At 61.7% G+C, this 22,253-nt stretch carries 24 protein-coding genes, 1 tRNA gene and 1 pseudogene; 13 read left to right on the plus strand and 13 right to left on the minus strand.

The genetic code is table 11. The features are described from left to right. Window positions 1-77: 77 nt before the first annotated feature. Window positions 78-153 (minus strand) — tRNA-Ile (locus HJB89_RS11155). A gap of 220 nt (window positions 154-373) precedes the next feature. Between HJB89_RS11155 and HJB89_RS11160 the strand changes: the two genes are divergently transcribed. Next, window positions 374-742, plus strand: coding sequence for a response regulator (locus HJB89_RS11160; RefSeq protein WP_207581198.1), 369 nt, complete (start codon window positions 374-376; stop codon window positions 740-742). A 133-nt stretch (window positions 743-875) separates the two neighbouring features. Here HJB89_RS11160 and HJB89_RS11165 read toward each other — a convergent pair whose 3' ends face one another. The 3 genes from HJB89_RS11165 to HJB89_RS11175 all read right to left on the minus strand — a co-directional run bounded on the left by HJB89_RS11165 (window position 876) and on the right by HJB89_RS11175 (window position 2,716). Continuing rightward, window positions 876-1,067 (minus strand): hypothetical protein, encoded by a 192-nt coding sequence (locus tag HJB89_RS11165; protein WP_221149866.1) that lies wholly within the window; start codon window positions 1,065-1,067, stop codon window positions 876-878. Further along, the gene (locus HJB89_RS11170) at window positions 1,064-1,729 is read right to left on the minus strand and encodes an acyl-homoserine-lactone synthase (protein ID WP_207581197.1); all 666 of its coding nucleotides are present in this window, start codon (window positions 1,727-1,729) and stop codon (window positions 1,064-1,066) included. The genes HJB89_RS11165 and HJB89_RS11170 overlap by 4 nt, the downstream gene beginning before the upstream one ends. 261 nt (window positions 1,730-1,990) lie before the next feature. Then, window positions 1,991-2,716, minus strand: a complete 726-nt coding sequence (locus tag HJB89_RS11175; RefSeq protein WP_207581196.1) for a LuxR family transcriptional regulator — start codon at window positions 2,714-2,716, stop codon at window positions 1,991-1,993. 124 nt (window positions 2,717-2,840) lie between these two features. Here HJB89_RS11175 and HJB89_RS11180 point away from each other — a divergent pair, with 124 nt between their 5' ends. Then, window positions 2,841-3,035: a hypothetical protein gene (locus HJB89_RS11180; RefSeq protein WP_207581195.1), complete on the plus strand. Its 195-nt coding sequence runs from the start codon at window positions 2,841-2,843 to the stop codon at window positions 3,033-3,035. Between the two features lie 660 nt (window positions 3,036-3,695). Here HJB89_RS11180 and HJB89_RS11185 read toward each other — a convergent pair. From HJB89_RS11185 to HJB89_RS11195, 3 genes and pseudogenes are all read right to left on the minus strand, one after another. Next, a pseudogene (locus HJB89_RS11185) lies at window positions 3,696-3,971 on the minus strand (GIY-YIG nuclease family protein); the annotation flags it as partial. A 455-nt stretch (window positions 3,972-4,426) separates the two neighbouring features. Continuing rightward, window positions 4,427-4,666 carry a DUF2934 domain-containing protein gene (locus HJB89_RS11190; protein ID WP_207581193.1) on the minus strand — a complete coding sequence of 80 codons (240 nt, stop codon included), beginning with the start codon at window positions 4,664-4,666 and terminating at the stop codon, window positions 4,427-4,429. 26 nt (window positions 4,667-4,692) lie between these two features. Further along, window positions 4,693-4,917 carry a hypothetical protein gene (locus HJB89_RS11195; RefSeq protein WP_207581192.1) on the minus strand — a complete coding sequence of 75 codons (225 nt, stop codon included), beginning with the start codon at window positions 4,915-4,917 and terminating at the stop codon, window positions 4,693-4,695. A 360-nt stretch (window positions 4,918-5,277) separates the two neighbouring features. Between HJB89_RS11195 and HJB89_RS11200 the strand changes: the two genes are divergently transcribed. Both HJB89_RS11200 and HJB89_RS11205 read left to right on the plus strand, forming a co-directional pair. After that, window positions 5,278-5,661 (plus strand): hypothetical protein, encoded by a 384-nt coding sequence (locus tag HJB89_RS11200; RefSeq protein WP_207581191.1) that lies wholly within the window; start codon window positions 5,278-5,280, stop codon window positions 5,659-5,661. A gap of 116 nt (window positions 5,662-5,777) precedes the next feature. Beyond that, on the plus strand, window positions 5,778-6,191 hold the full coding sequence (locus HJB89_RS11205; protein ID WP_207581190.1) for a DUF4174 domain-containing protein: 414 nt from the start codon (window positions 5,778-5,780) through the stop codon (window positions 6,189-6,191). Window positions 6,192-6,278: 87 nt separating this feature from the next. Here the strand turns inward: HJB89_RS11205 and HJB89_RS11210 are convergent, their stop codons facing one another. Next, window positions 6,279-6,989 (minus strand): GntR family transcriptional regulator, encoded by a 711-nt coding sequence (locus tag HJB89_RS11210; RefSeq protein ID WP_221149867.1) that lies wholly within the window; start codon window positions 6,987-6,989, stop codon window positions 6,279-6,281. Window positions 6,990-7,253: 264 nt separating this feature from the next. Here HJB89_RS11210 and HJB89_RS11215 point away from each other — a divergent pair, with 264 nt between their 5' ends. From HJB89_RS11215 to HJB89_RS11250, 8 genes are all read left to right on the plus strand, one after another. Then, on the plus strand, window positions 7,254-8,342 hold the full coding sequence (locus tag HJB89_RS11215; protein ID WP_207581188.1) for an ABC transporter ATP-binding protein: 1,089 nt from the start codon (window positions 7,254-7,256) through the stop codon (window positions 8,340-8,342). A gap of 49 nt (window positions 8,343-8,391) precedes the next feature. Further along, window positions 8,392-9,690 (plus strand): PotD/PotF family extracellular solute-binding protein, encoded by a 1,299-nt coding sequence (locus HJB89_RS11220; protein ID WP_207581187.1) that lies wholly within the window; start codon window positions 8,392-8,394, stop codon window positions 9,688-9,690. 302 nt (window positions 9,691-9,992) lie between these two features. After that, window positions 9,993-10,907 (plus strand): ABC transporter permease, encoded by a 915-nt coding sequence (locus tag HJB89_RS11225; RefSeq protein WP_221139710.1) that lies wholly within the window; start codon window positions 9,993-9,995, stop codon window positions 10,905-10,907. Between the two features lies 1 nt (window position 10,908). Then, window positions 10,909-11,730: an ABC transporter permease gene (locus tag HJB89_RS11230; RefSeq protein WP_221139711.1), complete on the plus strand. Its 822-nt coding sequence runs from the start codon at window positions 10,909-10,911 to the stop codon at window positions 11,728-11,730. A 1-nt stretch (window position 11,731) separates the two neighbouring features. Continuing rightward, the gene (locus HJB89_RS11235) at window positions 11,732-12,475 is read left to right on the plus strand and encodes an aspartate/glutamate racemase family protein (protein WP_221139712.1); all 744 of its coding nucleotides are present in this window, start codon (window positions 11,732-11,734) and stop codon (window positions 12,473-12,475) included. Window positions 12,476-12,479: 4 nt separating this feature from the next. Next, window positions 12,480-13,091 (plus strand): flavin reductase family protein, encoded by a 612-nt coding sequence (locus tag HJB89_RS11240; RefSeq protein WP_207581183.1) that lies wholly within the window; start codon window positions 12,480-12,482, stop codon window positions 13,089-13,091. 91 nt (window positions 13,092-13,182) lie between these two features. Then, the gene (locus tag HJB89_RS11245) at window positions 13,183-13,677 is read left to right on the plus strand and encodes a heme-degrading domain-containing protein (protein WP_164011818.1); all 495 of its coding nucleotides are present in this window, start codon (window positions 13,183-13,185) and stop codon (window positions 13,675-13,677) included. A 129-nt stretch (window positions 13,678-13,806) separates the two neighbouring features. Next, window positions 13,807-14,430, plus strand: coding sequence for a DUF2799 domain-containing protein (locus tag HJB89_RS11250; protein ID WP_221149868.1), 624 nt, complete (start codon window positions 13,807-13,809; stop codon window positions 14,428-14,430). Window positions 14,431-14,433: 3 nt separating this feature from the next. On the opposite strand, the gene HJB89_RS11255 is transcribed toward HJB89_RS11250, so the two are convergent. Then, complete coding sequence (locus HJB89_RS11255) at window positions 14,434-15,678, minus strand: AGE family epimerase/isomerase (protein ID WP_221149869.1); 1,245 nt, start codon at window positions 15,676-15,678, stop codon at window positions 14,434-14,436. A gap of 171 nt (window positions 15,679-15,849) precedes the next feature. Here HJB89_RS11255 and metH point away from each other — a divergent pair, with 171 nt between their 5' ends. Then, window positions 15,850-19,623 carry a methionine synthase gene (gene metH / locus HJB89_RS11260; protein WP_221149870.1) on the plus strand — a complete coding sequence of 1,258 codons (3,774 nt, stop codon included), beginning with the start codon at window positions 15,850-15,852 and terminating at the stop codon, window positions 19,621-19,623. Between the two features lie 95 nt (window positions 19,624-19,718). Here metH and HJB89_RS11265 read toward each other — a convergent pair whose 3' ends face one another. Genes HJB89_RS11265 through HJB89_RS11280 form a run of 4 tightly spaced genes read right to left on the minus strand, consistent with a single transcriptional unit; the run spans window position 19,719 to window position 22,113 of the window. Further along, on the minus strand, window positions 19,719-20,147 hold the full coding sequence (locus HJB89_RS11265; RefSeq protein ID WP_221115821.1) for a hypothetical protein: 429 nt from the start codon (window positions 20,145-20,147) through the stop codon (window positions 19,719-19,721). A gap of 6 nt (window positions 20,148-20,153) precedes the next feature. Further along, window positions 20,154-20,408, minus strand: a complete 255-nt coding sequence (locus HJB89_RS11270) for a type II toxin-antitoxin system prevent-host-death family antitoxin (protein WP_207581178.1) — start codon at window positions 20,406-20,408, stop codon at window positions 20,154-20,156. Window positions 20,409-20,467: 59 nt separating this feature from the next. Continuing rightward, the gene (locus tag HJB89_RS11275; RefSeq protein WP_207581177.1) at window positions 20,468-21,232 is read right to left on the minus strand and encodes a GntR family transcriptional regulator; all 765 of its coding nucleotides are present in this window, start codon (window positions 21,230-21,232) and stop codon (window positions 20,468-20,470) included. Next, window positions 21,229-22,113: an N-acetylglucosamine kinase gene (locus HJB89_RS11280; protein WP_221139716.1), complete on the minus strand. Its 885-nt coding sequence runs from the start codon at window positions 22,111-22,113 to the stop codon at window positions 21,229-21,231. Before HJB89_RS11280 ends, HJB89_RS11275 begins: the two co-directional genes overlap by 4 nt. Between the last annotated feature and the right edge of the window lie 140 nt (window positions 22,114-22,253).

The following is a 22,253-nucleotide window of genomic DNA, read 5'->3' on the forward strand; positions in this document are numbered from 1 at the left end:
AGCGTTGGCAGGTTTCGTTCTGCTGCCCAGGCAATACCGACGAAACGGGCCGTCGGGTGCGAAAACCCTGGAAAAGATGGTGGGCCCGGAGGGACTCGAACCCCCAACCAAGCGGTTATGAGCCGCCGGCTCTAACCATTGAGCTACAGGCCCTTGACGCCGGTGGTGGGCGCCTTGGCGCCGGAGGCCGGCGCCTGGATGCCGGGGCAATGGTTCCCACGGCATCGGTTCGCTCTAACGCAAATTGCAGGGAGCCACAAGCGCAGAGCGCAAGCATCTGTGGACGGTGCATATTTCGTGGGCGCCGGTACTGGAACCTTCTCGCGCGGGCGGCAATTACAGAGATTGGATTCGATGAAGAGGGCGGTCGCAGATGGTGGCGTTGAACAGTGCCGTGGTGCTTATCGTCGAGGACGAGCCGCTGATCCGGTTCACTGTCCTCGATGTGCTTGAAGATGTCGGCCATGTGGCGCTGGAGGCGGCAAATGCCGATGAGGCGTTGGTGGTGCTGAAGGGCAGGCAGGATGTCGATATCCTGTTCACCGACGTCAACATGGCAGGTTCGATGGACGGGATCCAGCTTGCCAAGCGGGTGAGGGCGATGCGGCCGAATATCGGCATCATCATCACCTCGGGCATGGTGCGGCTGGACCCCATGGCGCTGCCGGCCAACACCGCCTTCCTGCCGAAGCCCTACATGCACGACGCGCTGATCTCGACGATCGCTTCGCTGATGACGTGACTGGATTGCTTGGTGATAGGACTTCCCCATGACATGACTGGGCGCGCAGCCGCAAAACGGGGACGGTTTTGCGGCTGCGCGCGAGGCGCCGGGAGACATGCTGGTCTTCGGGCGTGCGGAGGGGGTCGCGCCCTCAGCTGAAGCTGCTCTTCAGCGCCTCGTTCTCGTGGTGAGCCTTCTTTTCGTAGATCGTGAACAGCGCCATCGAGAGGAGATAGGAGAGGAAGGGATCCCCTAACTGCGTGGCAATGTCGCGGGAGGCGAGCACGTGGCGCTCCAAGGCGCCGATATCTTTCTGTATTGCGGTTTCAGCGAGGCGGTTCATGCTGCCATCTCCAGGAATTGGGTCACGACCGAGCGGGCCGGCACGTGTCTGATATAAAGGGGTAGGGTCAGGCCGAGGGCGGCGCGCATCTTGCACAGCACGCGGTCCGACACCTCGAAGGCGCCGCAGCAGACGGGATACTTGCCGTAACCGTCTGCGCGGCCGAGTTCTTCCACTTCGGCGCCGGCACGTTTGTAGACGCGCTTGAGATAGGGCTCGTAGTTGGAAATCATCGTGTGGATGCCGTGATCGAGCGCGCATTCGCAAAGCGCCAGCAGCATCATCGAGAAGGCGCGGCCGGCGTCGATATTCGGGAAATCCCTGGCGATCGCCTCCTCATCGATGCACATGCGCGTGCCCTCCCAGATGCCCGGCGCAATGAGATTGGCGGCATCCGGAAAAGTCTCGCGGAAGACATCGTAGAGAAGGGTCGGGCCGGTCGTCGGCATCAGGCGCATGCCGCCATAAAGACGGGTGCGGCTGTCGTTGCACCAGACGAGATAGGCGGGAGCGAGCGCATCGTAGCTGTCGCGCTCGTAAGGGCCGACGACGGGAACGTCCCAGCCGAGCGTATCGGCGAAAACCTGCTTGCGCAGGCGAAACATCTGATCAAGTACGGCAGCGTATTTCTGATATTCGTGAGCCTGAATGATTACAAACATCTTGCCCTCCAGCGTTTGCAAGTTCGTGGAGAGCAGAATGGTTCAGACGGGCCGGATCGGAAATTCCCTCAGATGGGCCCCCTCAGATGAGGGGGGCAGAGCATGTCGCGCAAAACTGTGCCGCGGTTTTGCGACAACGACATGCGCCAAACGACGACCTGGCGCACCGGCCCGAAAATCGGAAACGATTTTCGGAAAGCACGATGCGAGGATTCGAAGTTACAGCATCCTTTGCCCGTCTCAAAAGACGCGCGACGCGCTTCAGGGATTGATGATGCGCAATTGCACGGCCCGCGAGGCGGCGGCCGAGATCGTGGCGCAGCCGAGCTTGAAGCGGGCGGTCTTCAGATAGTCGCGCGTCGTGTGCTCGGAAATGCCCAGGATGACCGAGATATCCTTGTAATCCTTGCCCAGCGCCGTCCAATGCAGGCACTCGATTTCGCGCGGCGACAATGCCGGCACCGGATCGTTCTCACCGTGCAGCTCGTAGACCGCCTTGCGATGGATCAGATGGGCGATCTCGATCCATTCGGTGCGGCAGCGGCGGACCAGCTCGGTCCATTCGTCGACCGGTATGCGGGCATTCACCGACAGAAGCGCGCGGCGCTGCGCCTTGTCGGCGACGGGAATGGAGTAGCCGTTGCCGCCAATGCCGTGCTTCTGGGCGTCGACAAGCATGGCATAGGCCTCCGGCGTCGGCTCGACCTCGCTCCAGTCGAACGGCAGCTGGCGTTCGAAGCCCTGCTTGACGATCGGATCGACCCTCACATAGCTGTTCAGGAGATAACGCGAGACCCAGGCATCCGGATAGGTGGTGCGCACGAAGGGCGAATCGATCTTGCTGGCGATCGTCTGGGCGAGGTGGTAGGTGACGAAATCGAGGCCATATTCCGCCTGCAGAACGCGGATGGCGCCATCTACATTGGCCGCAGCCTTGATCTGTTCGAAAGCCGACTCGAACTTTTCGCTATAGGTATTCTCAGTCATTTCCACTGCCCCAATTCCCTCAATCCTACCGCGAGGACCGTCATAAATACAAGGCATCCCCACATATGCGGGGAATGACAATCCAGGCTCCGTCTGCTAGCGCCTTTCCACGAGGAGACCTCATATGGACAGCAGAAGACCATTCGAGATTGCCGAATGCCAACAGGCCGCCAAGGGCCTGAAATCCAGCTGGCAGGACATGGCAGGCTCCGAAGCGCTGATCCGCGCGCTCGTTGCCGAACGCAATGGCGACACGCCGCTGGCGCTGTTCTGGACCGAGGTCCACCGGGCGCTTTGCGTGGAAAACAACGCTTTCTGACATGGCCTGCCCTGGCGGGCGTTTCAGGCTTTTCCCGATATTACAGGATCGGCCGGGCACCGGAATTGGTGCCGCGGCGAGATAAAATCCGTGTCCCGCGAGTGACCACGTTTCATTCTTATCCGTTTCCGATTTTGCGAAGAAAGTGTCGAGCGGCAATGTCGCAGGCGGGTAAGCGGAAAGCCCGTATTCCATGGATTTGTGTCAATATGCTTGATGAAGCGTTTCCAGTGTCCGGGGAAGCGGTTGCACTGTGCCATTGCGGACCCTCCCGCGCGACAGACGCGCTACACCCTCGTTCCGCTCAGGCAAGCCGCGGCATCTCTCCGCCCTCATCCTGAGGTGTCCCGCAGGGGCCTCGAAGGACGAGGCCGGCCACCGCTATCTCCTCCGGTAATGGGAGCTGCGGCTATCACCCGCCCCCGCCCTTCGAGGCTCCGGCCTCTGGCCCGCGCACCTCAGGATGAGGGCTGGTCGTGGTGCCGTGTGGCTAGTGGGTGATCGGAGTGCTTTTGGCTTGGTCGACGGATCTCAGCTTCGCTCCGCCCTCCGGTGAGGCTGGCCGCGCCCTCTCTCCGCCCTCATCCTGAGGCGCCCCGCAGGGGCCTCGAAGGACGAGGTCGGCCACCGGCCACGCGCGCTCACTTGGCCTCGACTGGCCCGCGTTTGGAATTCCGGCAAGGCCTCGTAATCCATGGCAATCAACGCCTCCTTCTTACGGCGGGACCAGCCCTTGATCTGCCGCTCGCGGGCGATGGCGTCGATGATGCGGTCATAGGTTTCGGTGAAGACGAGTTCGACCGGGAGGCGCTTGGCAGTGTAGCCGTCATAGGTCCCGGCATTGTGCTCCCAGACACGCGCCTCGATCTCCTGCTTGGTGAGGCCGGTGTAATACGAGCCGTCGCTGCAGCGGAGGATATAAACGGTGACTTCCATGGTGGAAGGCTAGCATGGGGAGCGAGTGGGCAGCAATCGTGCGGCGCCGTGAGTGCCCCGCCACCCGCCCTCGTGGTTCGAGACGGCCCTGCGGGCCTCCTCACCATGAGGGCTAGTTGTTGCGCCCTGCTGCCAGACTATCGGAGGCACGGCGGCCTCCGGTGAGGCAAGCCGCACATCTCTCCGCCCTCCTCCTGAGGTACCCCGCCCGGGGCCTCGAAGGACGAGGCCGGCCACTGGCGATTAATGTGGCGATGTGGATGAGGCTGCGGGCCTCCTCACCATGAGGGCTAGCTGTTGTGCCTGCTGTTAGACTATCGGCGGCAAGCGCCGCGTTCTCCGATGAGGCAAGCGCGCCTCTCTCCGACCTCATCCTGAGGTGCCCCGCAGAGGCCTCGAAGGACGAGGCCGGCCACAGGGGGCTTCTTGGCAAGGGATGCGCTCCGCAGAAAAGATCAGCCGACCTTTGTCGATGGATTGGCCCAGTCCTGGCATGGCATTTCCGGCCGCTGCGGCTTCGGGCGAAACTTCACCAGCACCTCGCGGCCATCAACGGAGGCCTGGGTGCGTTCCAGCGCATTGCGTTCGGCAACCGCCTGGCGCCAGTGATCGTCATCACGCCCTTGCGGGCGGCCCTGTTCTTCCCAGATCGCGTAAGCTCTTTTGCTGATCCATTCGTGGCGTCTGTTGCTCATCTATTCATTCCATTCGTTAAAGGTGTTTATTCCGCAATTCTGTCATGAGTAATTGGTCTGTCGTGGCGAACCGGCAGGCGGCGCTTGGCGGCCATCAGCAGGTCGAGTTCGATCGAGGAGGGGCCAAAGCGGGTGAACAGGCTTTCGGCCTGATCGCTCAGCAGGCCATATTTGGAAGCGAATTCATCAAGGCTGTAGGGCCGGCCGCGCAGGATCCTGCTTCGGCGCTCCGGTTCACGGATTTGCGTCATTGGTGATTACCCCAGACTGTTTTTCAAATGTGAGAACAAAACAGATTACAGCGACAAAAGTTCCGTGAATTTTCAGCGTTTTTTGGCGCGGTCGTGCCATTGCGGGGCAATCTGGAGCTGCGACATAGATTTTCAAGAACGGTCGGCGCGGGGAAAATTTCAACTAAAAAATGCAAGAATATCAGCGCGTTATGGAATTCGCTTCCGGGATCGCCGATAAATGGGCTTTACCCCGGCGCGTTAGTCTATAGAATCAATCGTGTTAATCGGTTCGCAGGGGCAGCAAAAACGTTCCGTTCCCCGCGTTGGCGCGACCGATACCGGAGGACTTTGGCTTCAACCCATCAAGAGGAGACAGACATGATGAATGCCCTGCCGCCACTTCATGACGGCCATGCGCCGTTTACCCTCCAGCAGCTGTTTCGCGAAGCGCTCTATGCCTTCGAGGAATGGGACAGCGAACTGACCGAACCGATCGTGACTTACGAAGGACGGGTCATCCCCATCGGCTTCGTTTTCGAAGCGATGCGCGAATGCACAGATATCGTGCCGATGAATATCGTCGGCGCAGTTACCGAACGGCTGACCAAGCCGTGGGAGGGCGAAGGCCCGCTCGACCAGATGACTTTCTCGACGGCGGCGCGTGTCATGCGCGTGCTGGTGCGCAAGCGCCTTCTTGCCAATGGCACGGTTGATCTCGTCGCCGTTTCGGCTCGCACCGCCGAAGAACAGAACCGCGACTGACTGGATGAGGATCGCGGCCATGGCCGCGATCCTTTTCCGCTTCCTGGCGGAACCTCGCCCATTGCCAGCCGTTTTACCGGCAGGCCCGCCGCCAGTGCGGGTGAGGAATGAGCATCATGCTGAAATCCATCGTTCATGAAATCATCGGCGCTCCGCGGCGCGCGCCGGAGCTTCCGCAATCGCTCGAGCAGTTTCGCGACAGAAAGCGCGTGCTGATCATCTTCGCCGATGCGCAGGACGACCGCGCCGTCATCCAGGACGATTGGCTGCGGAACGCGCATATGCGTCTCATCGAGGAAGATGTCGAGGTTTTCATCATTGCCGGCGGCGGTGCTTTCTCGCTGTTCGACGACGGCTCCGAACTCGATGCCGACGATGTCAGAGAGCGGCTGCAGGGGCCGCCATCCGGCGCGTTCGGGCTGATCCTGGTCGGCCGCGACGGCGCCGTGAAGCTGCGCTCGAGCGAGCCGCGGACCGCCGAGGATATCTTCGCGGCCTTCGAAATGCTGCCGAAGCAGACGCCTTGGTAGTGTTTCGACACTCCGCTTGACGCGACACGGAGTGTGGCGAAAGCCGCGCGTCCGACGTCTTGCCTGGGTATCGCTCGACGGTCACTCTTAAAGTTCGAAGGCTTCCTTGAGGCCGAGGCTCTTGCGTTCGCGCAGGTCGAGATCGCCCTCGATATGGGCGATGTGATGCAGCATCAGCTCGCAGGCGCGGTCCAGTTCGTTGCTTTCGATTGCCGAGATGATCTCGCCGTGTTCGGAATGGCCGCAGCTCGAGGCGGTCGACTGGCCGTAAAGCGCGATCACCAGGGACGAGCGGGCAACGAGCTCCTCCATGAAGCGCTGCATGATCGCATTGCCGGATATGACCGCCAGCATCAAGTGGAAATCGCCGGATGCCTTGATCTCGGCGCGGCGCGCCGTCTGGCCACGCTCGCCCATCAGCCGGCCCTCTTCCAGCAACAGCTCTCTCAGATCTCTGACGTCATCCGGGGTGATCCGCGCCGCTGCCTCACGCAACAGGCCGGGCTCGACCAGGCGGCGGGCTGAGAAAATCTGGCGGGCTTCTTCAGGCGAGGGATAGGCAACGAAGGCGCCGCGGTTCTTTTCGACGTTGACGAGGCCCTCATAGGAGAGCGCCTGCAAAGCGGCGCGGGCGAGCGTACGGCTGACATTGAAAAGATTGCCGACATCGCTTTCGGAAAGCTTGGTGCCGGGCGAAAGCCTGCGTTCGACGATTGCCTCGCGAATGGCGTCGCGGATCTGTTGCGCGCCGGTTTCGGCGGGTTCTTCGGCCTGCTGAGCCGTGGCGGCGGATTTCATGAAATCATTCCCTGATGGCGGGCAAACCATATCCGGCTTCGCGGCAAAAGTTAAATGATTTTGTGCCCGAAATGCCGGTTAAATTGTATACGATTTTTTGCAAAAATTGAGCACGATAGCCTAAATCATGTGCAGACACTGTCGTGCTCAAAATTCTCCTCATGGATCTGTCGTCGGCAAAATCTTTGTTTCACAAGAGCTTGGCGCGGCGTGAGGGAATCTGGCACGGCGGATGCATCGTCTTTTCCGAACAGGGGAAGCATGATGTCGAAAGCGGCAGAGATCGATTTAGTATCCGTTTCGAAGGTCTACGGCGCGACGACGGCGGTCGATGAGATCAGCCTGAAGATTCCGGCCGGCTCCTATTGCTGCTTCCTCGGCCCGTCGGGTTGCGGCAAGACCTCGACGCTGCGGATGATCGCCGGCCACGAGAGCATCTCGTCGGGCGATATCCGGCTCGGCCATACAGTCGTCACCGATTTTCCGCCGGCCAGGCGCGGCACGGCGATGATGTTCCAGTCCTACGCGCTGTTCCCGCATCTCGACCTGATCGACAACGTCGCCTTCAGCTTGAAGATGAAGGGCGTCGACAAGGCGGAACGGCGGGCCAAGGCGCTCGAGATGCTGAAGCTGATGCAGATGGAGTCCTATGCCGTTAGGCGCCCGGCCCAGCTTTCCGGCGGCCAGCAACAGCGCGTGGCGCTGGCGCGCGCGCTGATCACTGACCCGGAAGCGCTGCTGCTCGACGAGCCGCTGTCGGCGCTCGATCCGTTTTTGAAGATCCGCATGCGCGCCGAGCTCAAGAAACTGCAGAAGTCGCTCGGCATTACCTTCGTGCACGTCACCCACAGCCAGGAAGAGGCGATGGCGCTCGCCGATGTCATCGTCATCATGAATGACGGAAGGATCGAGCAGGCCGCGGCACCGCGCGAAATTTTCGAAAAGCCGGCGACCGCCTTCGTCGCCCGGTTCATGGGCGATCACAACGTGCTCACCGGCCGGGTAACGTCGAGCGAGAACGGCGTACTCGTCATGAGCGTGCCGGAGGGGCAGAGCTTTTCGGTGCGTGGAACGGGCAGGGAGATCGGAGAGCCCGTCGATATCGGCATCCGCACCGACCGTGTCCGCTTGCAGGTGGCGACCGAATGGACGCTCGGCTTCGACGGGATCGTCTCCAACATCGAATATCGCGGCTCTTCGGTGAAGATCACCGTTATCGGCGCCGGCAGCGACGATTTCACCGTCATTGCCGACGATAGCGACTATTTCGCCCGTCCGGTCGCCGTCGGCGACGCCGTCTCACTCAGCTGGGCGCTCGAGGATGCCGTGCTGCTCGGCCGCGCTTCCGCTTGAACCACCATCGACAACCAACCTTGCCCATCCAACAAAAAGGGGAACTGGCATGACGACTGAAACCACATCGACCAAGGCGGAAAAGGGTCTTTCCCGCCGCACCCTGCTGAAGACGGGTGCTGCCGCCGTCGGCGCCATTGCCGGCTCCGGCGCCATCACCGGCTTCCCGACAATCTGGGCGAAGACGAACATCACGCTTCGCCAGTTCGGCACCGGTGTTTCGAACATCAATGCCATCGCCGAGAAGTGCAAGGCCGACCTCGGCATCACGCTGGAGATGACGGCGACCGATTCCGATGCCGCCGCCCAGCGCGCCGTCACCCAGCCTGACAGCTACGACATCGCCGACATCGAATACTGGATCGCCAAGAAGGTGTTTCCAACAGGCGTGATGCAGCCGATGGACGTCAAGAAGCTGAAATATTACGACAAGATCGTGCCGCTGTTCATCAACGGCAAGCTGAAGGCAGACAGCGTCATCGCCCAGGGCACGGCGCCGCACACGGTCGGCTTCGTCGAAGCGCAGGGTTCCAAGAAATTCGCCAAGGAGCCGACGCAGTGGATGACGATGGTTCCAACCATCTACAATGCCGACACGCTCGGCATCCGCCCCGACCTCACCGGCCGTCCGATCACCAGCTGGGCCGATATTCTCGACCCGGCTTTCAAGGGCAAGACCGCGATCCTCAACATTCCGTCGATCGGCATCATGGATGCGGCGATGATCATGGAAGCCTCCGGCAAGATCAAATATGCCGACAAGGGCAACATGACCAAGGAAGAGATCGACAAGACGATCGAATTCCTGATCAAGACCAAGGCCGACGGCCAGTTCCGCGCCTTCTGGAAGTCGTTCGACGAGTCGGTCAACCTGATGGCCTCGGGCGAAGTCGTCATCCAGTCGATGTGGTCGCCGGCCGTCGCCGCCGTCCGCTCCAAGGGCATCGCCTGCACCTTCCAGCCGCTCAAGGAAGGCTATCGCGCCTGGGGCGGCGGTCTCGGCCTTGCCTCGCATCTCAAGGGCGCCCAGCTCGATGCGGCTTACGAATACATCAACTGGTACACGTCCGGCTGGGTCGGCGGCTACCTCAACCGCCAGGGCTACTATTCCGCTGCCATGGACACCGCCAAGGAATTCATGTCGGCCGACGAATGGGGCTACTGGATCGAGGGCAAGCCGGCCCAGGGCGACATCCTGTCTCCCGAGGGCAAGGTCATGGAAAAGGCCGGCGCCGTGCGTGACGGCGGCTCGTTCGAAACCCGCATGGGCGCCGTCGCCTGCTGGAACTCCGTGATGGACGAAGACCGCTACATGGTCCGCCGCTGGAACGAGTTCATCGCTGCCTGATGTTTCGGGCGGGGCAGCGTCGTCTTTCGCTGATGCTGAAGACGTCGCTCCGCTCCGCCTCCTCATCTGCCCTTCGGGCATCTTCTCCCCGCCGGGGAGAAGAGGGAGTTCGCAGCGATGCTGCGAAACCAAAGCAAGGTTCGCGGTGGCCCAGGCGCTGCCGCGTTTCTCTTCTCCCCTAGGGGGTCCGAAGGGACGGGTCGAGACCAGTGGCTCGACCCGGGTAAAGGTGCCGGCAGGCGGATAAGGGGGCGGCATGCACCTTCGTTCAACCTGCCGTAATCAGAACGGAGAACCGGATAATGGCGACCATCGCAGCAGAAACGGAAGAGGGCAGTCACGGCGCCCGCGGCAAAAGCTCCTTTCGCCTTTCCCCGTCAGCGATCTCCTATCTCCAGGCGATGCCGCTGATCGGCATTCTCGGCTTCTTCTTCCTGCTGCCGATCGCTATGATATCCGTCGTCAGCTTCTGGGATTACGACTTCGCCGGCCTCTATCCCGATTTCCTGACGATGAACTACACCGACACGCTCGGTTCGTGGGTGACGTGGAAGACCTATCTCAACACGTTGAAATTCACGGCGATCGTCTGGGCGCTGACGCTTCTTATCGGTTTCTGGGTCGCCTATTTCCTGGCCTTCCACATCCGCAAGACCTCGACCCAGATGATCCTCTTTCTCGTCTGTACCGTGCCGTTCATGACCTCGAACATCATCCGGATGATTTCGTGGATCCCGGTGCTCGGGCGCAACGGTCTTATCAATTCGGCGCTGATCAAGATGGGCATCATCCCGCAGCCGATCGAATGGCTGCTCTATTCCGATTTCGCTGTCGTGCTCGCCATGGTGCATCTCTATACGCTGTTCATGGTGACGCCGATCTTCAACACGCTGATGCGCATCGATCGGTCGCTGTTCGAGGCGGCACGCGATGCGGGCGCGTCGGGCTGGCAGGTGCTGTGGAACGTCGTCATTCCGCTGGCCAAACCCGGCATGGCGATCGGCACGATCTTCGTTGTCACCCTCGTCATGGCCGACTTTTCGACGGTGCAGGTGATGTCCGGCGGCCAGAGCGCCTCGGTGGCATTGATGATGAAGAACCAGATGTCGCTGCTGCAATATCCGGCGGCGGCCGCCAATGCCGTGGTGCTGCTTGCCGTGGTGCTTTTGATGGTCGCGGCCATCCTGCGTGTCGTCGACATCCGCAAGGAGCTTTGAGATGAACCACGAAAAACGCGGCCTCGGATTCTATCTGCTGGCGATCTTCTTCGTCATCTTCGTGCTGTTCCTCTACGGCCCGCTTTCGGCGATCCTGATCCTCTCCTTCCAGGGGCCGGACGGCGGTCTGACCTTCCCGATGAACGGCGTTTCCATCCACTGGTTCTTCAACCTGTTCGAGAAGCAGGCGGTCGGCGATTTCGGCGCCTCCTTCCGGCGCTCCTTCACTCTCGGGCTGATGGTGATGGTGGTGACCGTCACCGTGTCGCTGCTCGCCGGCCTTGCCTTCCGCCGCCGTTTTCCAGGTTCGACCGCGCTGTTTTACGCCACCGTCGCAAGTCTCGTGGTGCCGTCGATCATCATTTCGCTCGGTATCGGCGTCGTCTTCCAGGAGGGAGGGCTGAGGCCCGCCTGGTATTCATCGGCCTTCGGCGCGCATCTCACCTGGACGCTGCCCTTCGGCGTGCTGATCATGTTTGCCGTCTTCAACCGCTTCTCGCCGGCCTATGAAGAGGCGGCGCGCGATCTCGGTGCCAGCTCCTGGCAGACCTTTTGCCATGTGGTGCTGCCGATGATCGCGCCGAGCCTGATCGGCGTCGGTCTGTTCGGCTTCACGCTCTCCTATGACGAATTCGCCCGCACGCTGATGACCTCGGGCAGTTACAACACGCTGCCGCTCGAAATCTATGGCATGACCACCAATGTCACGACGCCGGTGCTCTATGCGCTCGGGACGGTGACGACACTGTTTTCCTTCACCATCATTCTCATCGCGCTCGGCATCATGACCATGCTCGGCCGGCGGCAGGCAAAGATAGACTGACATGCGCATCCTCATCGTCAATCCGAACACCACGGCCTCCATGACCGAGAAGGCTGCGACCGCCGCGCGTGCGGTGGCTGCTTCCGGCACGGAGATTATCGTCGCCACCTCGCGCATGGGGCCCGTCTCCATCGAGGGCCACTATGACGGCGCGCTGGCGATCCCCGGTCTGCTTAGCGAACTCAAGGAGCGGCAGGCGGCCGGATACGACGCGGCTGTCATCGCCTGCTTCGACGATACGGGGCTCGAAGCGGCACGGAGCTTTGCCGATGTGCCGATCCTCGGGCTTTGCGAATCCGCAGTCGTGACGGCCGGCTTCCTGGCGCAGCGCTTCACCGTGGTGACGACGCTCGAGCGGTCGCGGGTGCTGATCGACAATCTGGTGCGCCGCTATGGCATGGGCGACCGCGCCAGGGTGCGCGCTTGCGATATCCCGGTGCTGGAGCTGGAAGATGCGGCCTCGGGCGCGGTCGGCAAGCTCCGGGCCGAGATCGCGCGGGCGCTTGCCGAAGACGGCGCCGAGGCGATCGTGCTCGGCTGCGCCGGCATGACCGATCTGGCGCGCGAGTTGCAGGCGATCTACGGCGTGCCGGTCGTCGATGGTGTGGCGGCCGCCGTCAAGCAGGCCGAGGCCCTGGTGTCGCTTAAGCTTTCCACCAGCAAGCGCGGCTCCTATGCCTCACCATTGCCGAAATCCTTCACAGGGGCGATGAGCGGGTTCTCGCCGGCCCAGAGGGTCGGCTGATCCCATGGCGGTGTCCTTCGACTTCCAGCAGCTCTCGGAGCGCGAGCGTTACAAGCTGATGATCGGTACGATCATCCCGCGGCCGATCGCGCTGGTGACGACGGTCGACGAGCACGGCCGGGTCAACGCGGCGCCTTTCAGTTTCTTCAACTGCCTTTCGGCTGATCCGCCGATCCTAGCGATCGGGGTCGAAAACAATGCCGACATGTCGTTCAAGGACACCGGCCACAATATCCGCATGACCGAGGTCTTCACGGTCAACATCGTCTCCTTCGCCATCGCCGAGGCCATGCATGTCTGCGGCGCCAAATATCCCCGCGGCGTCGACGAACTGAAGGAAGCGGGATTGACGGCGATATCAGGCGAGAAAGTAGCCTCACCCTTTATCGCCGAGGCGCCGGCCGCCTTCGAATGCCGGCGGCATGTGACCCTGGAGCTCGGCCGCTCGCGGCAGATCGTCATGGGCGAGATCGTCTATGCGCATTACCGCGACGGGGTCGTCGATCCGGAACGGCTGCATGTCGATCCGGCCGCGCTCGATGCCATTGCGAGGCTCGGCGGCGATACTTGCGCCACCATCCGCGATCGTTTCGAGATGCTGACGCCGAAGCTCTAACAGGTGAGGTAGGCCCAAGTTTTTGCTTTACATTTTCGCTGTTGGCGAGAATTGTCTGCAGCGGATTATCGCGGCAGAGGAGCGCTTGCCCATGACAATCGAGGACGATCTCAGCCGGATTGCGGAGCAGGAGAAGGCTCTGAGCTTCGACGCCTTCGACCTGACGACGGCATGGCAGCTCGGCAAGCTCCTGCAGGAACTCGCCACCGAGCGCGGCCTCGGCATCGCGATCGACGTGACCCTGCACGCAATGCCGGTCTTCTATGCGGCATTGCCGGGTGTGACGCCCGATAACGTCAACTGGGTCCGGCGCAAGCGCAACATGGTGCTGCGCTATTTCCGCAGCAGTTATGCCTCCGGCCTGAAGCTGAGGAAGGATGGCAAGACGGTTGAGGATAACGGGCTTCCCGACGCCGATTATGCGCCGCATGGCGGCAGTTTCCCGATCAACGTCAAGGGCACCGGCTGCATCGGCGCGGTCACCGTCTCCGGCCTGCCGCAACGCGACGACCACAATCTCGCGGTCGAGGCCCTGGCGCTGATGCTCGCGAAAGATCTGGATACGCTGCGGCTCGCTCCGCTCTGAAGGGTAGACTGCCGTAATTTCGACAGAAAAAAGCCATGAAAACTGCAAAATTTCGTCGCCGCTGCGGTGACGTTGCCTTGTCCTGCGGTTAAGGTGCGGCATCGCCCTCCTTAACCTTCCCGGGATGCCATGATCCGCTTGTTCTTCGCGCTTGCCGCCGCCATCGGTCTCGGCCCTCTCCTGGCCTCCTGCAACACGCTTTCCAAGGAGGAATGTTTGGCCGCCGACTGGCGGGTGATCGGCGACAGCGACGGTGCTGCGGGCTACGAGCCGCAGCAGCGCTTCGCCGCGCATGCAAAATCCTGCGAGCGGGTCAAGATCGTGCCGGATCAGACGATCTGGTTCCAGGGCTACCAGGCGGGCCTGGTGCGCTACTGCACGCCGCTCAGCGGGCTGGCGCGCGGCCAGGCGGGCAGCGGCTACGCCAATGTCTGCCCGCCGGAAACCGCGTCGGGCTTCCTGCGTGGCTTCAACCTCGGCGGCAAGCAGCACGGGCTGCAGGAGCGCTTCAACGCGATGCAGAACGACTACAGCTCCAAGGAGGCTAATATCGACGAACTCTCCGACAAGCTTAAGGATGCGAAGGACGGCGACAGGTCGGAGCTGCGCCGGCGGATCGACGATCTGGAAGACGACATGCACGACATCCGCCGCGACCAGCGCGACGTGCAGGACGAACTCGACCGCGTCAACGAGGATGTCGAATGGTTCCAGCGCAACCCAAACGCCGAATTGAGGGCGCCGGGTTACTGAAGCTCAGAGCTTGCCGCCAGCCTCGGCGATGCCTTTCGTCAGGCTGCCGGTTGCCGGGAAAAGTGGGATGAGGCAGGCCTGCAGGGCGTGGTAGATATCGCCCTTGCCGGGGAAGAGCGAGTGCGAGGGAATGAGGTCTTCCGTCAGCTCCTCGTGCCAGCCGCCGTTGTGGTGGTCGATGAAGGCGCGCTCGATGACGTTCCAGATCTTGCGGTAGCTGTCTTCGTGGAAATCGCTCGGAAGGTGTTCGTTGAGGAAGTGGGCGGCGGCGGCACCCTCGCAGGCCGGCCACCAGAGCTTGTTGCGCTTGGCGGGCTTGTCGTCCCAGTCGAGTGTATAGAAAAAGCCGCCCTTGTCATTGTCCCAGCCGAGCGCCATGGATTGCGCGAAAAGCGCCTTGGCCGCATCCGGCAGCCATTCGATGCGTTTGCCGCCGAGCGTCCAGAGCTGCAGGATCAGGCGGGCCCATTCCAGCCAGTGACCGGGCGTCGTGCCGGCCGGGCGGAACATTTCGTTCGGATGATAGTATTGCTTGTTGAGGTTCCATTCGGCGTCGAAATGCTCGGCGACGCGCCAGTCGACCGAACCGGCCTGCCGGCGGATGACCAGATCGGCGATGCTTTCGGCCTTGGTCAGGTACTCTCTGTCGCCGGTGGCTTCGAAGGCGGCCATCAGCGCTTCGGTCAGGTGCATGTTGGAGTTCTGGCCGCGATAGGTGCCGCCATCGAGCGGCTGCCAGTCGGCGGTGAATTCCTCGGCGATGGCGCCGTGCTTTGCTTCCCAGAACTTGGTGTTGAGGATCTCGGTGATGTCGTCAAGCATGCCGTCGGCAAGCGGATGGCCGATGGTCTTGGCGGAGGAGGCGGCCAGCAGCACGAAAGCGTGGCCATAACCCTGCTTGTTGGTGTCGACTCGACCGTCATTGTTCAGTGACCAGAAATAGCCGCCATTCTTCCGGTCGCGATGCTGGTTCCAGAGATAGTTCATGCCGTGATCGACGAGGTCGCTGGCACCCGGGCGGCCGAGCAGCGTGCCGATCGAGAAACAATGCACGGCGCGCGCCGCGATATGGACGCCGCGAACCTGGCCTTCGGCGTCGAGAGGTCTGCCGGTATCGTCGAGATCGTAGAAGCCGCCCTTGGGGTTGCGCGAATTGTGCTGGAAGAAATCGAAGAGGCCATTTGCCTGGTTCAGCAGCCAGCCGCGATGATAGGCGCGGCTCGTCCAGTTTCCAAGCACGGGTGCCATGACATTTCCTCCGATTTCGTGCGCGATGCTTTTGAAATGCCTATATAGAGGCCATTCGAGTCTGTCATGGGGCCAGGCTTGCAAAGCACGAAATCGATAGGCATATATTGACATAAAGATATCTTTATGTGATGTGGACTGTCTGGTCTTACGACGTCAAGGAGCCCTCCCGTGTTTGACAACCTCTTTGGTCCGGAAACGGGCAAACGTGACGGCAATGAAGTTTTTGCAGCTTTGAGACAGGCTGCGAGCGAGCGCATCCTTGTTCTCGACGGCGCCATGGGCACTCAGATCCAGGGGCTCGGCTATGACGAAGACCAGTTCCGCGGAACGCGCTTCATCGGCTGCGCCTGCCACCAGAAGGGCAATAACGACCTTCTGATCCTGACCCAGCCAGATGCGATCGAAGAGATCCATTACCGATACGCCAAGGCCGGCGCCGATATTCTCGAGACCAACACCTTCTCCTCGACCCGCATCGCGCAGGCCGATTACGCGATGGAAGGCGCGGTCTACGACCTCAACAAGGAAGGCGCCGAGATCGTGCGCCGGGCAGCACAGCGCGCCGAGCGCGAGGATGGCCGCCGCCGTTTCGTCGCCGGCGCCATCGGACCGACCAACCGCACCGCCTCGATCTCACCCGACGTCAACAATCCCGGTTTTCGCGCCGTGAGCTTCGACGATCTGCGCATTGCCTATGGCGAGCAGATCGACGGGCTGATCGACGGCGGCGCCGACATCATCCTGATCGAAACGATCTTCGACACGCTGAACGCCAAGGCGGCGATCTTTGCCTGCGAGGAGCGCTTCGAGGTCAAGGGCGTGCGCCTGCCGGTGATGATCTCCGGCACGATCACCGACCTTTCCGGCCGCACCCTGTCCGGCCAGACGCCATCGGCCTTCTGGAACTCGGTGCGCCACGCCAATCCCTTCACGATCGGCCTCAACTGCGCGCTCGGCGCCAACGCGATGCGCCCGCATCTGCAGGAGCTTTCCGGCGTCGCCGACACCTTCATCTGCGCCTATCCGAATGCCGGCCTGCCGAACGAATTCGGCCAGTACGACGAAACGCCGGAGCTGATGGCGGCGCAGATCGACAGCTTCGCCCGCGAAGGCCTGGTCAATATCGTCGGCGGCTGCTGCGGCTCGACGCCTGAACATATCAGGGCAATCGCCGAGACCGTCGCCAAGTACAAGCCACGTGCGATTCCCGAGCATCGCCCCTTCATGTCGCTGTCGGGTCTCGAACCTTTCGAGCTGACCAAGGACATTCCCTTCGTCAATGTCGGCGAGCGCACCAACGTCACCGGCTCGGCCCGCTTCCGCAAGCTGATCACCAATGCCGATTACACCGCAGCGCTCGATGTGGCGCGCGACCAGGTCGAGAACGGCGCGCAGGTGATCGACATCAACATGGACGAGGGGCTGATCGATTCCGAGAAGGCGATGGTCGAGTTCCTCAACCTGATCGCCGCCGAGCCCGATATCGCCCGCGTGCCCGTGATGATCGACTCGTCGAAGTTCTCGATCATCGAATCCGGCTTGAAGCGCGTTCAGGGCAAGCCGATCGTCAATTCGATCTCGCTGAAGGAAGGCGAGGAGAATTTCCTCGCCCAGGCGCGGCTGTTGCACAATTACGGTGCGGCCGTCGTCGTCATGGCCTTCGACGAGACGGGGCAGGCGGACAGCTACGAGCGCAAGGTGGAGATATGCACACGCGCCTATAAGCTTTTGACTGCAAAGATCGGTTTCCCGCCCGAGGACATCATCTTCGACCCGAACATTTTCGCGGTCGCGACCGGCATTGAAGAGCACAATAATTACGGCGTCGACTTCATCGAGGCGACGCGGACGATCCGCGAGCGCATGCCGCTGGTGCATATCTCGGGCGGCGTCTCCAACCTGTCCTTCTCGTTCCGTGGCAATGAGCCGGTGCGCGAGGCGATGCACGCCGTGTTCCTCTACCACGCCATCCAGGCGGGTATGGACATGGGCATCGTCAATGCCGGCCAGCTTGCCGTCTACGACAATATCGATCCGGAACTGCGCGAGGCCTGCGAAGACGTGGTGCTGAACCGCCGTCCCGATGGCACCGAGCGACTGCTCGAAGTGGCCGAGCGCTTCCGTGGCGCCGGCGCCAGGGAGGGCCGGGTCCAGGACCTCTCCTGGCGCGAATGGAGCGTCGAAAAGCGCCTCGAACATGCGCTGGTCAACGGCATCACCGAATATATCGAAGCCGATACCGAGGAGGCGCGCCTGCAGGCTGCCCGGCCGCTGCATGTCATCGAGGGACCGCTGATGGCCGGCATGAACGTCGTCGGCGATCTGTTCGGCTCGGGCAAGATGTTCCTGCCGCAGGTGGTCAAGTCGGCGCGCGTCATGAAGCAGGCGGTCGCCGTGCTGCTGCCCTACATGGAAGAGGAAAAGCGCCTCAACGGCGGCGAGGAACGTCGCTCGGCCGGCAAGATCCTGATGGCGACCGTCAAGGGCGACGTGCACGATATCGGCAAGAACATCGTCGGCGTCGTGCTTGCCTGCAACAATTACGAGATCGTCGACCTCGGTGTCATGGTGCCGGCGACGAAGATTCTCGAAACGGCGATTGCCGAAAAGGTCGACATCATCGGACTTTCAGGCCTGATCACCCCGTCGCTCGACGAGATGGTACACGTCGCGGCCGAAATGGAGCGGCAGGGTTTCGAGATCCCGCTTTTGATCGGCGGGGCGACGACCAGCCGCGTACATACGGCCGTGAAGATCCATCCGGGCTACAACAAGGGGCAGGCGGTCTACGTCACCGATGCGAGCCGCGCCGTCGGCGTCGTCTCGGCGCTGCTGTCGCCGGAGGCACGCCAAGGCTATGTCGACGATATGAGAGCCGAATATGCCAAGGTGGCGGCCGCCCACGCGCGCAGCGAAGCCGAGAAGGTGCGCCTGCCATTGCCGCGGGCCCGCGAGAATGCGCATAAGGTCGATTGGTCCGGCTACCAGCCGACGAAGCCGCAATTCTTCGGCACGCAGGTGTTCGAGGATTACGATCTGGGCGAGCTTGCCAGATATATCGACTGGACGCCGTTCTTCCAGACCTGGGAACTGCGCGGCCGCTACCCCGCCATTCTCGAGGACGAGAAGCAGGGCGAGGCAGCCCGCGCGCTCTGGGCCGATGCGCAGGCGATGCTCAAGAAGATCATCGACGAGAAGTGGTTCCGCCCGCGCGCCGTCATCGGTTTCTGGCCAGCCGGTGCTGTCGGCGACGACATCCGCCTGTTCACGGACGAGAGCCGCAGCCAGGAGCTCGCCACCTTCTACACGCTGCGCCAGCAGCTTTCGAAGCGGGACGGGCGGCCGAACGTGGCGCTCTCCGATTTCGTCGCGCCGGTTTCGAGCGGCGTGCAGGATTATGTCGGCGGCTTCGTGGTGACGGCCGGGATCGAGGAGATCGCCATCGCCGAACGCTTCGCGCGGGCGAATGATGATTATTCCTCGATCCTCGTCAAGGCGCTGGCCGACCGCTTCGCCGAAGCGTTTGCCGAGCGCATGCATGAGCAGGTGCGGCGCGAATACTGGGGTTATGCGAAGGACGAGACGCTTAGCAAAGAGGATCTGATCACCGAAGCCTATGCCGGTATCCGCCCGGCGCCCGGTTATCCCGCCCAGCCGGATCACACCGAAAAGGCAACGCTCTTCACGCTGCTCGATGCGGAGACGGCGGCCGGTGTGAAGTTGACGGAGAGCTATGCGATGTGGCCCGGTTCCTCGGTCTCCGGCCTCTATATCGGCCACCCCGACTCCTATTATTTCGGCGTCGCCAAGGTGGAGCGCGATCAGGTGGAAGACTATGCCAAGCGCAAGGGTATGGCGGTTTCCGAAATCGAGCGCTGGCTCGGACCGGTGCTCAACTACGTGCCGCGCAAGACGGGCGAAGAGATCGAAGACGCGGCGTGAGAAGCTGCCTGCGTTGTAACACTTTGCTTTGGGAAACAATGAAGCCGGACAGTGATTCACTTTCCGGCTTCATGCGTTTGAAAATGAACGTGTAATCAGCGGTGGACGGAATCGCTCCTCCTGGATTTGGCAAGATCAAGAAATTTCGCCTTGATCGTTGCGAAAAGCCCGGGCGGGATGAAGCCGTAGGCGAATATCCCCTCGCTGCCTGGCACGGGCGAAAGCCCGCCATTCGGCCATTCGTCGATGTTATGTTCGGAGACGATGACCCAACTCGGAGCGTCGTCCAGACCGATTGCGTGCTTCACCTTTGGCGGGATTTCTATTCCAACCGTTTCGCCGGACGGCGGCGTGTGCGTGATCGGCAGCAGAATGACGTAGCGGGGATTGGCTAGACTATCGCTTGCCGCGACGAGGCAGGCGGGCCTGTCCTTGCCTTGATCGCGACCCGCCGATGCTTCGCGCGACCACAGGTAATCATAGCGCACGACGAGGGCGGGCTTCGCTTCGGGAATTGACCCCATGATGCGTTATTTCAGTAGTTCATCGAGGGGTGTGTGGGCAGCATCCATCTCCGCTCTTTCGACGGCATCGATGACAACGGACAAGGCATCGGCTGTCCTATGAGTCCGTTGCGCAGCGGCCTTCAGCCAATCATACTGCTCGGCTGACATCAGCACAAATTCACGGCGGCCATGACGCGTGATCTCGACGGGTTCGCGTTGCGCTTGATGCTGAAACTCGCCGAATTTTCGCTGAAATTCCAGAGCCGTGGTCCGAGCCATGAGAAGTCTCCCAACGTTGATCTCCGAATTATACGTATAATTTGGATAAGTTCAAGCCGTCAGGTCACCCCGATCGTCAGCTCGGCGACGAAATCATAGGCGTCGCCGCGATAAAGCGAGCGGGTGAATTCTACGGCGCGGCCGGAGCCGAGATAGGAGATACGTTCGATCGACAGGCCGGCGGCGCCGACGGAGACGCCAAGAAGCTGGGCGTCGGCTTCCTTCATGTTGGTCGCCGAAATGCGCTGCACGGCGCGCACAGGCCGGACCTGCAGGCGTTCGAGCTCGGCGTAGAGCGAATTGGTGACGGCGGACGGATCGGGCAGGAATTCCCCAGAGACGCTGGCATTTTCGATCGCCAGCGGCTGCTCGTCGGCGATTCGCAGGCGAGAGAGGCGCGAAACCTTCACGTCCGTGCCGAGGCCAAGGATCATCATCTCGTCCGGCGAGGGGGTGTGAACGCCCTTGTGCAGCCATTCGGAGCGGGAGGACATGCCGCGCCTCGCCATGTCCTCGGTGAAGGAGGTGAGCTGCGACAGGCGCTGCTCGACCCTGGAGACCGGCTTGGCGACGAAGGTGCCCGAACCGTGGCGGCGCACCAGCAGGCCGTCGGCGACGAGCTCGTCGATCGCCTTGCGCACGGTAACGCGGCTGACGGCGGCGAATTCGGCGATATCGCGTTCCGGCGGCAGCGCATCGCCGTGACCGAGCGTTCCGGTGCGCACGGCTTCTTCGAGCCTGCGGCGCAGCTTGACGTAGAGCGGGCCCGTGCCTGCTGCCTGCAGGCGCTCCAGGGACAGGAGGGTGGCGAGGTCGTCGGTCATGCCGCACCTCTCTGCCTGTCGTTGAGGAGCTTCACCGCAAGTTCCACCGCACCCTGCAGGGCATCGCCCTTCGGCCTGGCAAGCCGTGACCTATAGCGTTCGGAAAGCCACGGTTCATAAGCTTCCGCAAGCCCGCCAAGCAGGCAGATCGACGGGCAATCCGGCCAGAGCAACGCGTCCAGGCTTTCGCCGATTGCCGTTGCCGCATCCGTGACGATGCCGATCGCGACGGCATCGCCCTTGGCCGCATGGTCGAAAACGATGGGCGCGTAACGGGCAAAATCCGTCGGTCTTGCGGAATGTGCGAATTCGACGATGCGTTCGGGATCGTTGCCGTATTCGGCCATGACCGCTTCGGTGAGCGGCGACGCCGGGCGCACGCTGTCATGGGCAAGTAGCGATCGTTCCATGAGATCGCGGCCGAGACGGGCGCCGCTTGCCTGGTCGCCGACAATAAAGCCCCAGCCGCCGATGCCGTTCAGCCGGCCGTTCCTGCGGGCATTATAGACCGTACCTGTGCCAAAGGCGCCGACGATGCCGTCGGCATCGCCGAGTGCCCCCTGCAGGGCAATCAGCGCATCGGTGACAACTAGGCCTTCGGCAAAGGGCAGGGCTTCTTCGATCCGCCTGCCGTAATCGCCGACATTGGCGCCGGCGACGCCGACGACCGATGCAACGGAGGAGATGGTTTCAGCGGCCAGGCCCGCGTCGCGCAGCGCCTGCCGGGCGGATTCGACGATATTGAGAAGAGAGTTTTCCAGATTGGACAGGATGTTGGCAGGGCCTGATTTGCCACGGCCGATGATATTGCCATCTCTGTCCGCGACAGCCGCCCGGCAGCTTGTTCCGCCGCCGTCTATGCCGATTGCAAGCTCTGTCATCGGGCCTCCGAAATACGCCGTTCCCTATGTTTTTTCTACAATACCAAAAAAATACCATTTACCAAGTGGGAATGGTAGAAAAAATATGCCTTTTTATGTTATTGATATTGTTGAATAAAATTTTTTAATGATTTTAATCC

Origin of the sequence: Rhizobium sp. NZLR8, from assembly GCF_019685025.1 — a bacterium.
GTDB lineage: Bacteria > Pseudomonadota > Alphaproteobacteria > Rhizobiales > Rhizobiaceae > Rhizobium.

Excerpts from the sequence above, each read along its gene's own strand:
- HJB89_RS11160 (WP_207581198.1), top strand. The coding sequence starts at position 374 with ATGGTGGCGTTGAACAGTGCCGTGGTGCTTATCGTCGAGGACGAGCCG.
- HJB89_RS11165 (WP_221149866.1), bottom strand. The coding sequence starts at position 1,067 with ATGAACCGCCTCGCTGAAACCGCAATACAGAAAGATATCGGCGCCTTG.
- HJB89_RS11170 (WP_207581197.1), bottom strand. The coding sequence starts at position 1,729 with ATGTTTGTAATCATTCAGGCTCACGAATATCAGAAATACGCTGCCGTA.
- HJB89_RS11175 (WP_207581196.1), bottom strand. The coding sequence starts at position 2,716 with ATGACTGAGAATACCTATAGCGAAAAGTTCGAGTCGGCTTTCGAACAG.
- HJB89_RS11180 (WP_207581195.1), top strand. The coding sequence starts at position 2,841 with ATGGACAGCAGAAGACCATTCGAGATTGCCGAATGCCAACAGGCCGCC.
- HJB89_RS11190 (WP_207581193.1), bottom strand. The coding sequence starts at position 4,666 with ATGAGCAACAGACGCCACGAATGGATCAGCAAAAGAGCTTACGCGATC.
- HJB89_RS11195 (WP_207581192.1), bottom strand. The coding sequence starts at position 4,917 with ATGACGCAAATCCGTGAACCGGAGCGCCGAAGCAGGATCCTGCGCGGC.
- HJB89_RS11200 (WP_207581191.1), top strand. The coding sequence starts at position 5,278 with ATGATGAATGCCCTGCCGCCACTTCATGACGGCCATGCGCCGTTTACC.
- HJB89_RS11205 (WP_207581190.1), top strand. The coding sequence starts at position 5,778 with ATGCTGAAATCCATCGTTCATGAAATCATCGGCGCTCCGCGGCGCGCG.
- HJB89_RS11210 (WP_221149867.1), bottom strand. The coding sequence starts at position 6,989 with ATGAAATCCGCCGCCACGGCTCAGCAGGCCGAAGAACCCGCCGAAACC.
- HJB89_RS11215 (WP_207581188.1), top strand. The coding sequence starts at position 7,254 with ATGTCGAAAGCGGCAGAGATCGATTTAGTATCCGTTTCGAAGGTCTAC.
- HJB89_RS11220 (WP_207581187.1), top strand. The coding sequence starts at position 8,392 with ATGACGACTGAAACCACATCGACCAAGGCGGAAAAGGGTCTTTCCCGC.
- HJB89_RS11225 (WP_221139710.1), top strand. The coding sequence starts at position 9,993 with ATGGCGACCATCGCAGCAGAAACGGAAGAGGGCAGTCACGGCGCCCGC.
- HJB89_RS11230 (WP_221139711.1), top strand. The coding sequence starts at position 10,909 with ATGAACCACGAAAAACGCGGCCTCGGATTCTATCTGCTGGCGATCTTC.
- HJB89_RS11235 (WP_221139712.1), top strand. The coding sequence starts at position 11,732 with ATGCGCATCCTCATCGTCAATCCGAACACCACGGCCTCCATGACCGAG.
- HJB89_RS11240 (WP_207581183.1), top strand. The coding sequence starts at position 12,480 with ATGGCGGTGTCCTTCGACTTCCAGCAGCTCTCGGAGCGCGAGCGTTAC.
- HJB89_RS11245 (WP_164011818.1), top strand. The coding sequence starts at position 13,183 with ATGACAATCGAGGACGATCTCAGCCGGATTGCGGAGCAGGAGAAGGCT.
- HJB89_RS11250 (WP_221149868.1), top strand. The coding sequence starts at position 13,807 with ATGATCCGCTTGTTCTTCGCGCTTGCCGCCGCCATCGGTCTCGGCCCT.
- HJB89_RS11255 (WP_221149869.1), bottom strand. The coding sequence starts at position 15,678 with ATGGCACCCGTGCTTGGAAACTGGACGAGCCGCGCCTATCATCGCGGC.
- HJB89_RS11265 (WP_221115821.1), bottom strand. The coding sequence starts at position 20,147 with ATGGGGTCAATTCCCGAAGCGAAGCCCGCCCTCGTCGTGCGCTATGAT.
- HJB89_RS11270 (WP_207581178.1), bottom strand. The coding sequence starts at position 20,408 with ATGGCTCGGACCACGGCTCTGGAATTTCAGCGAAAATTCGGCGAGTTT.
- HJB89_RS11275 (WP_207581177.1), bottom strand. The coding sequence starts at position 21,232 with ATGACCGACGACCTCGCCACCCTCCTGTCCCTGGAGCGCCTGCAGGCA.
- HJB89_RS11280 (WP_221139716.1), bottom strand. The coding sequence starts at position 22,113 with ATGACAGAGCTTGCAATCGGCATAGACGGCGGCGGAACAAGCTGCCGG.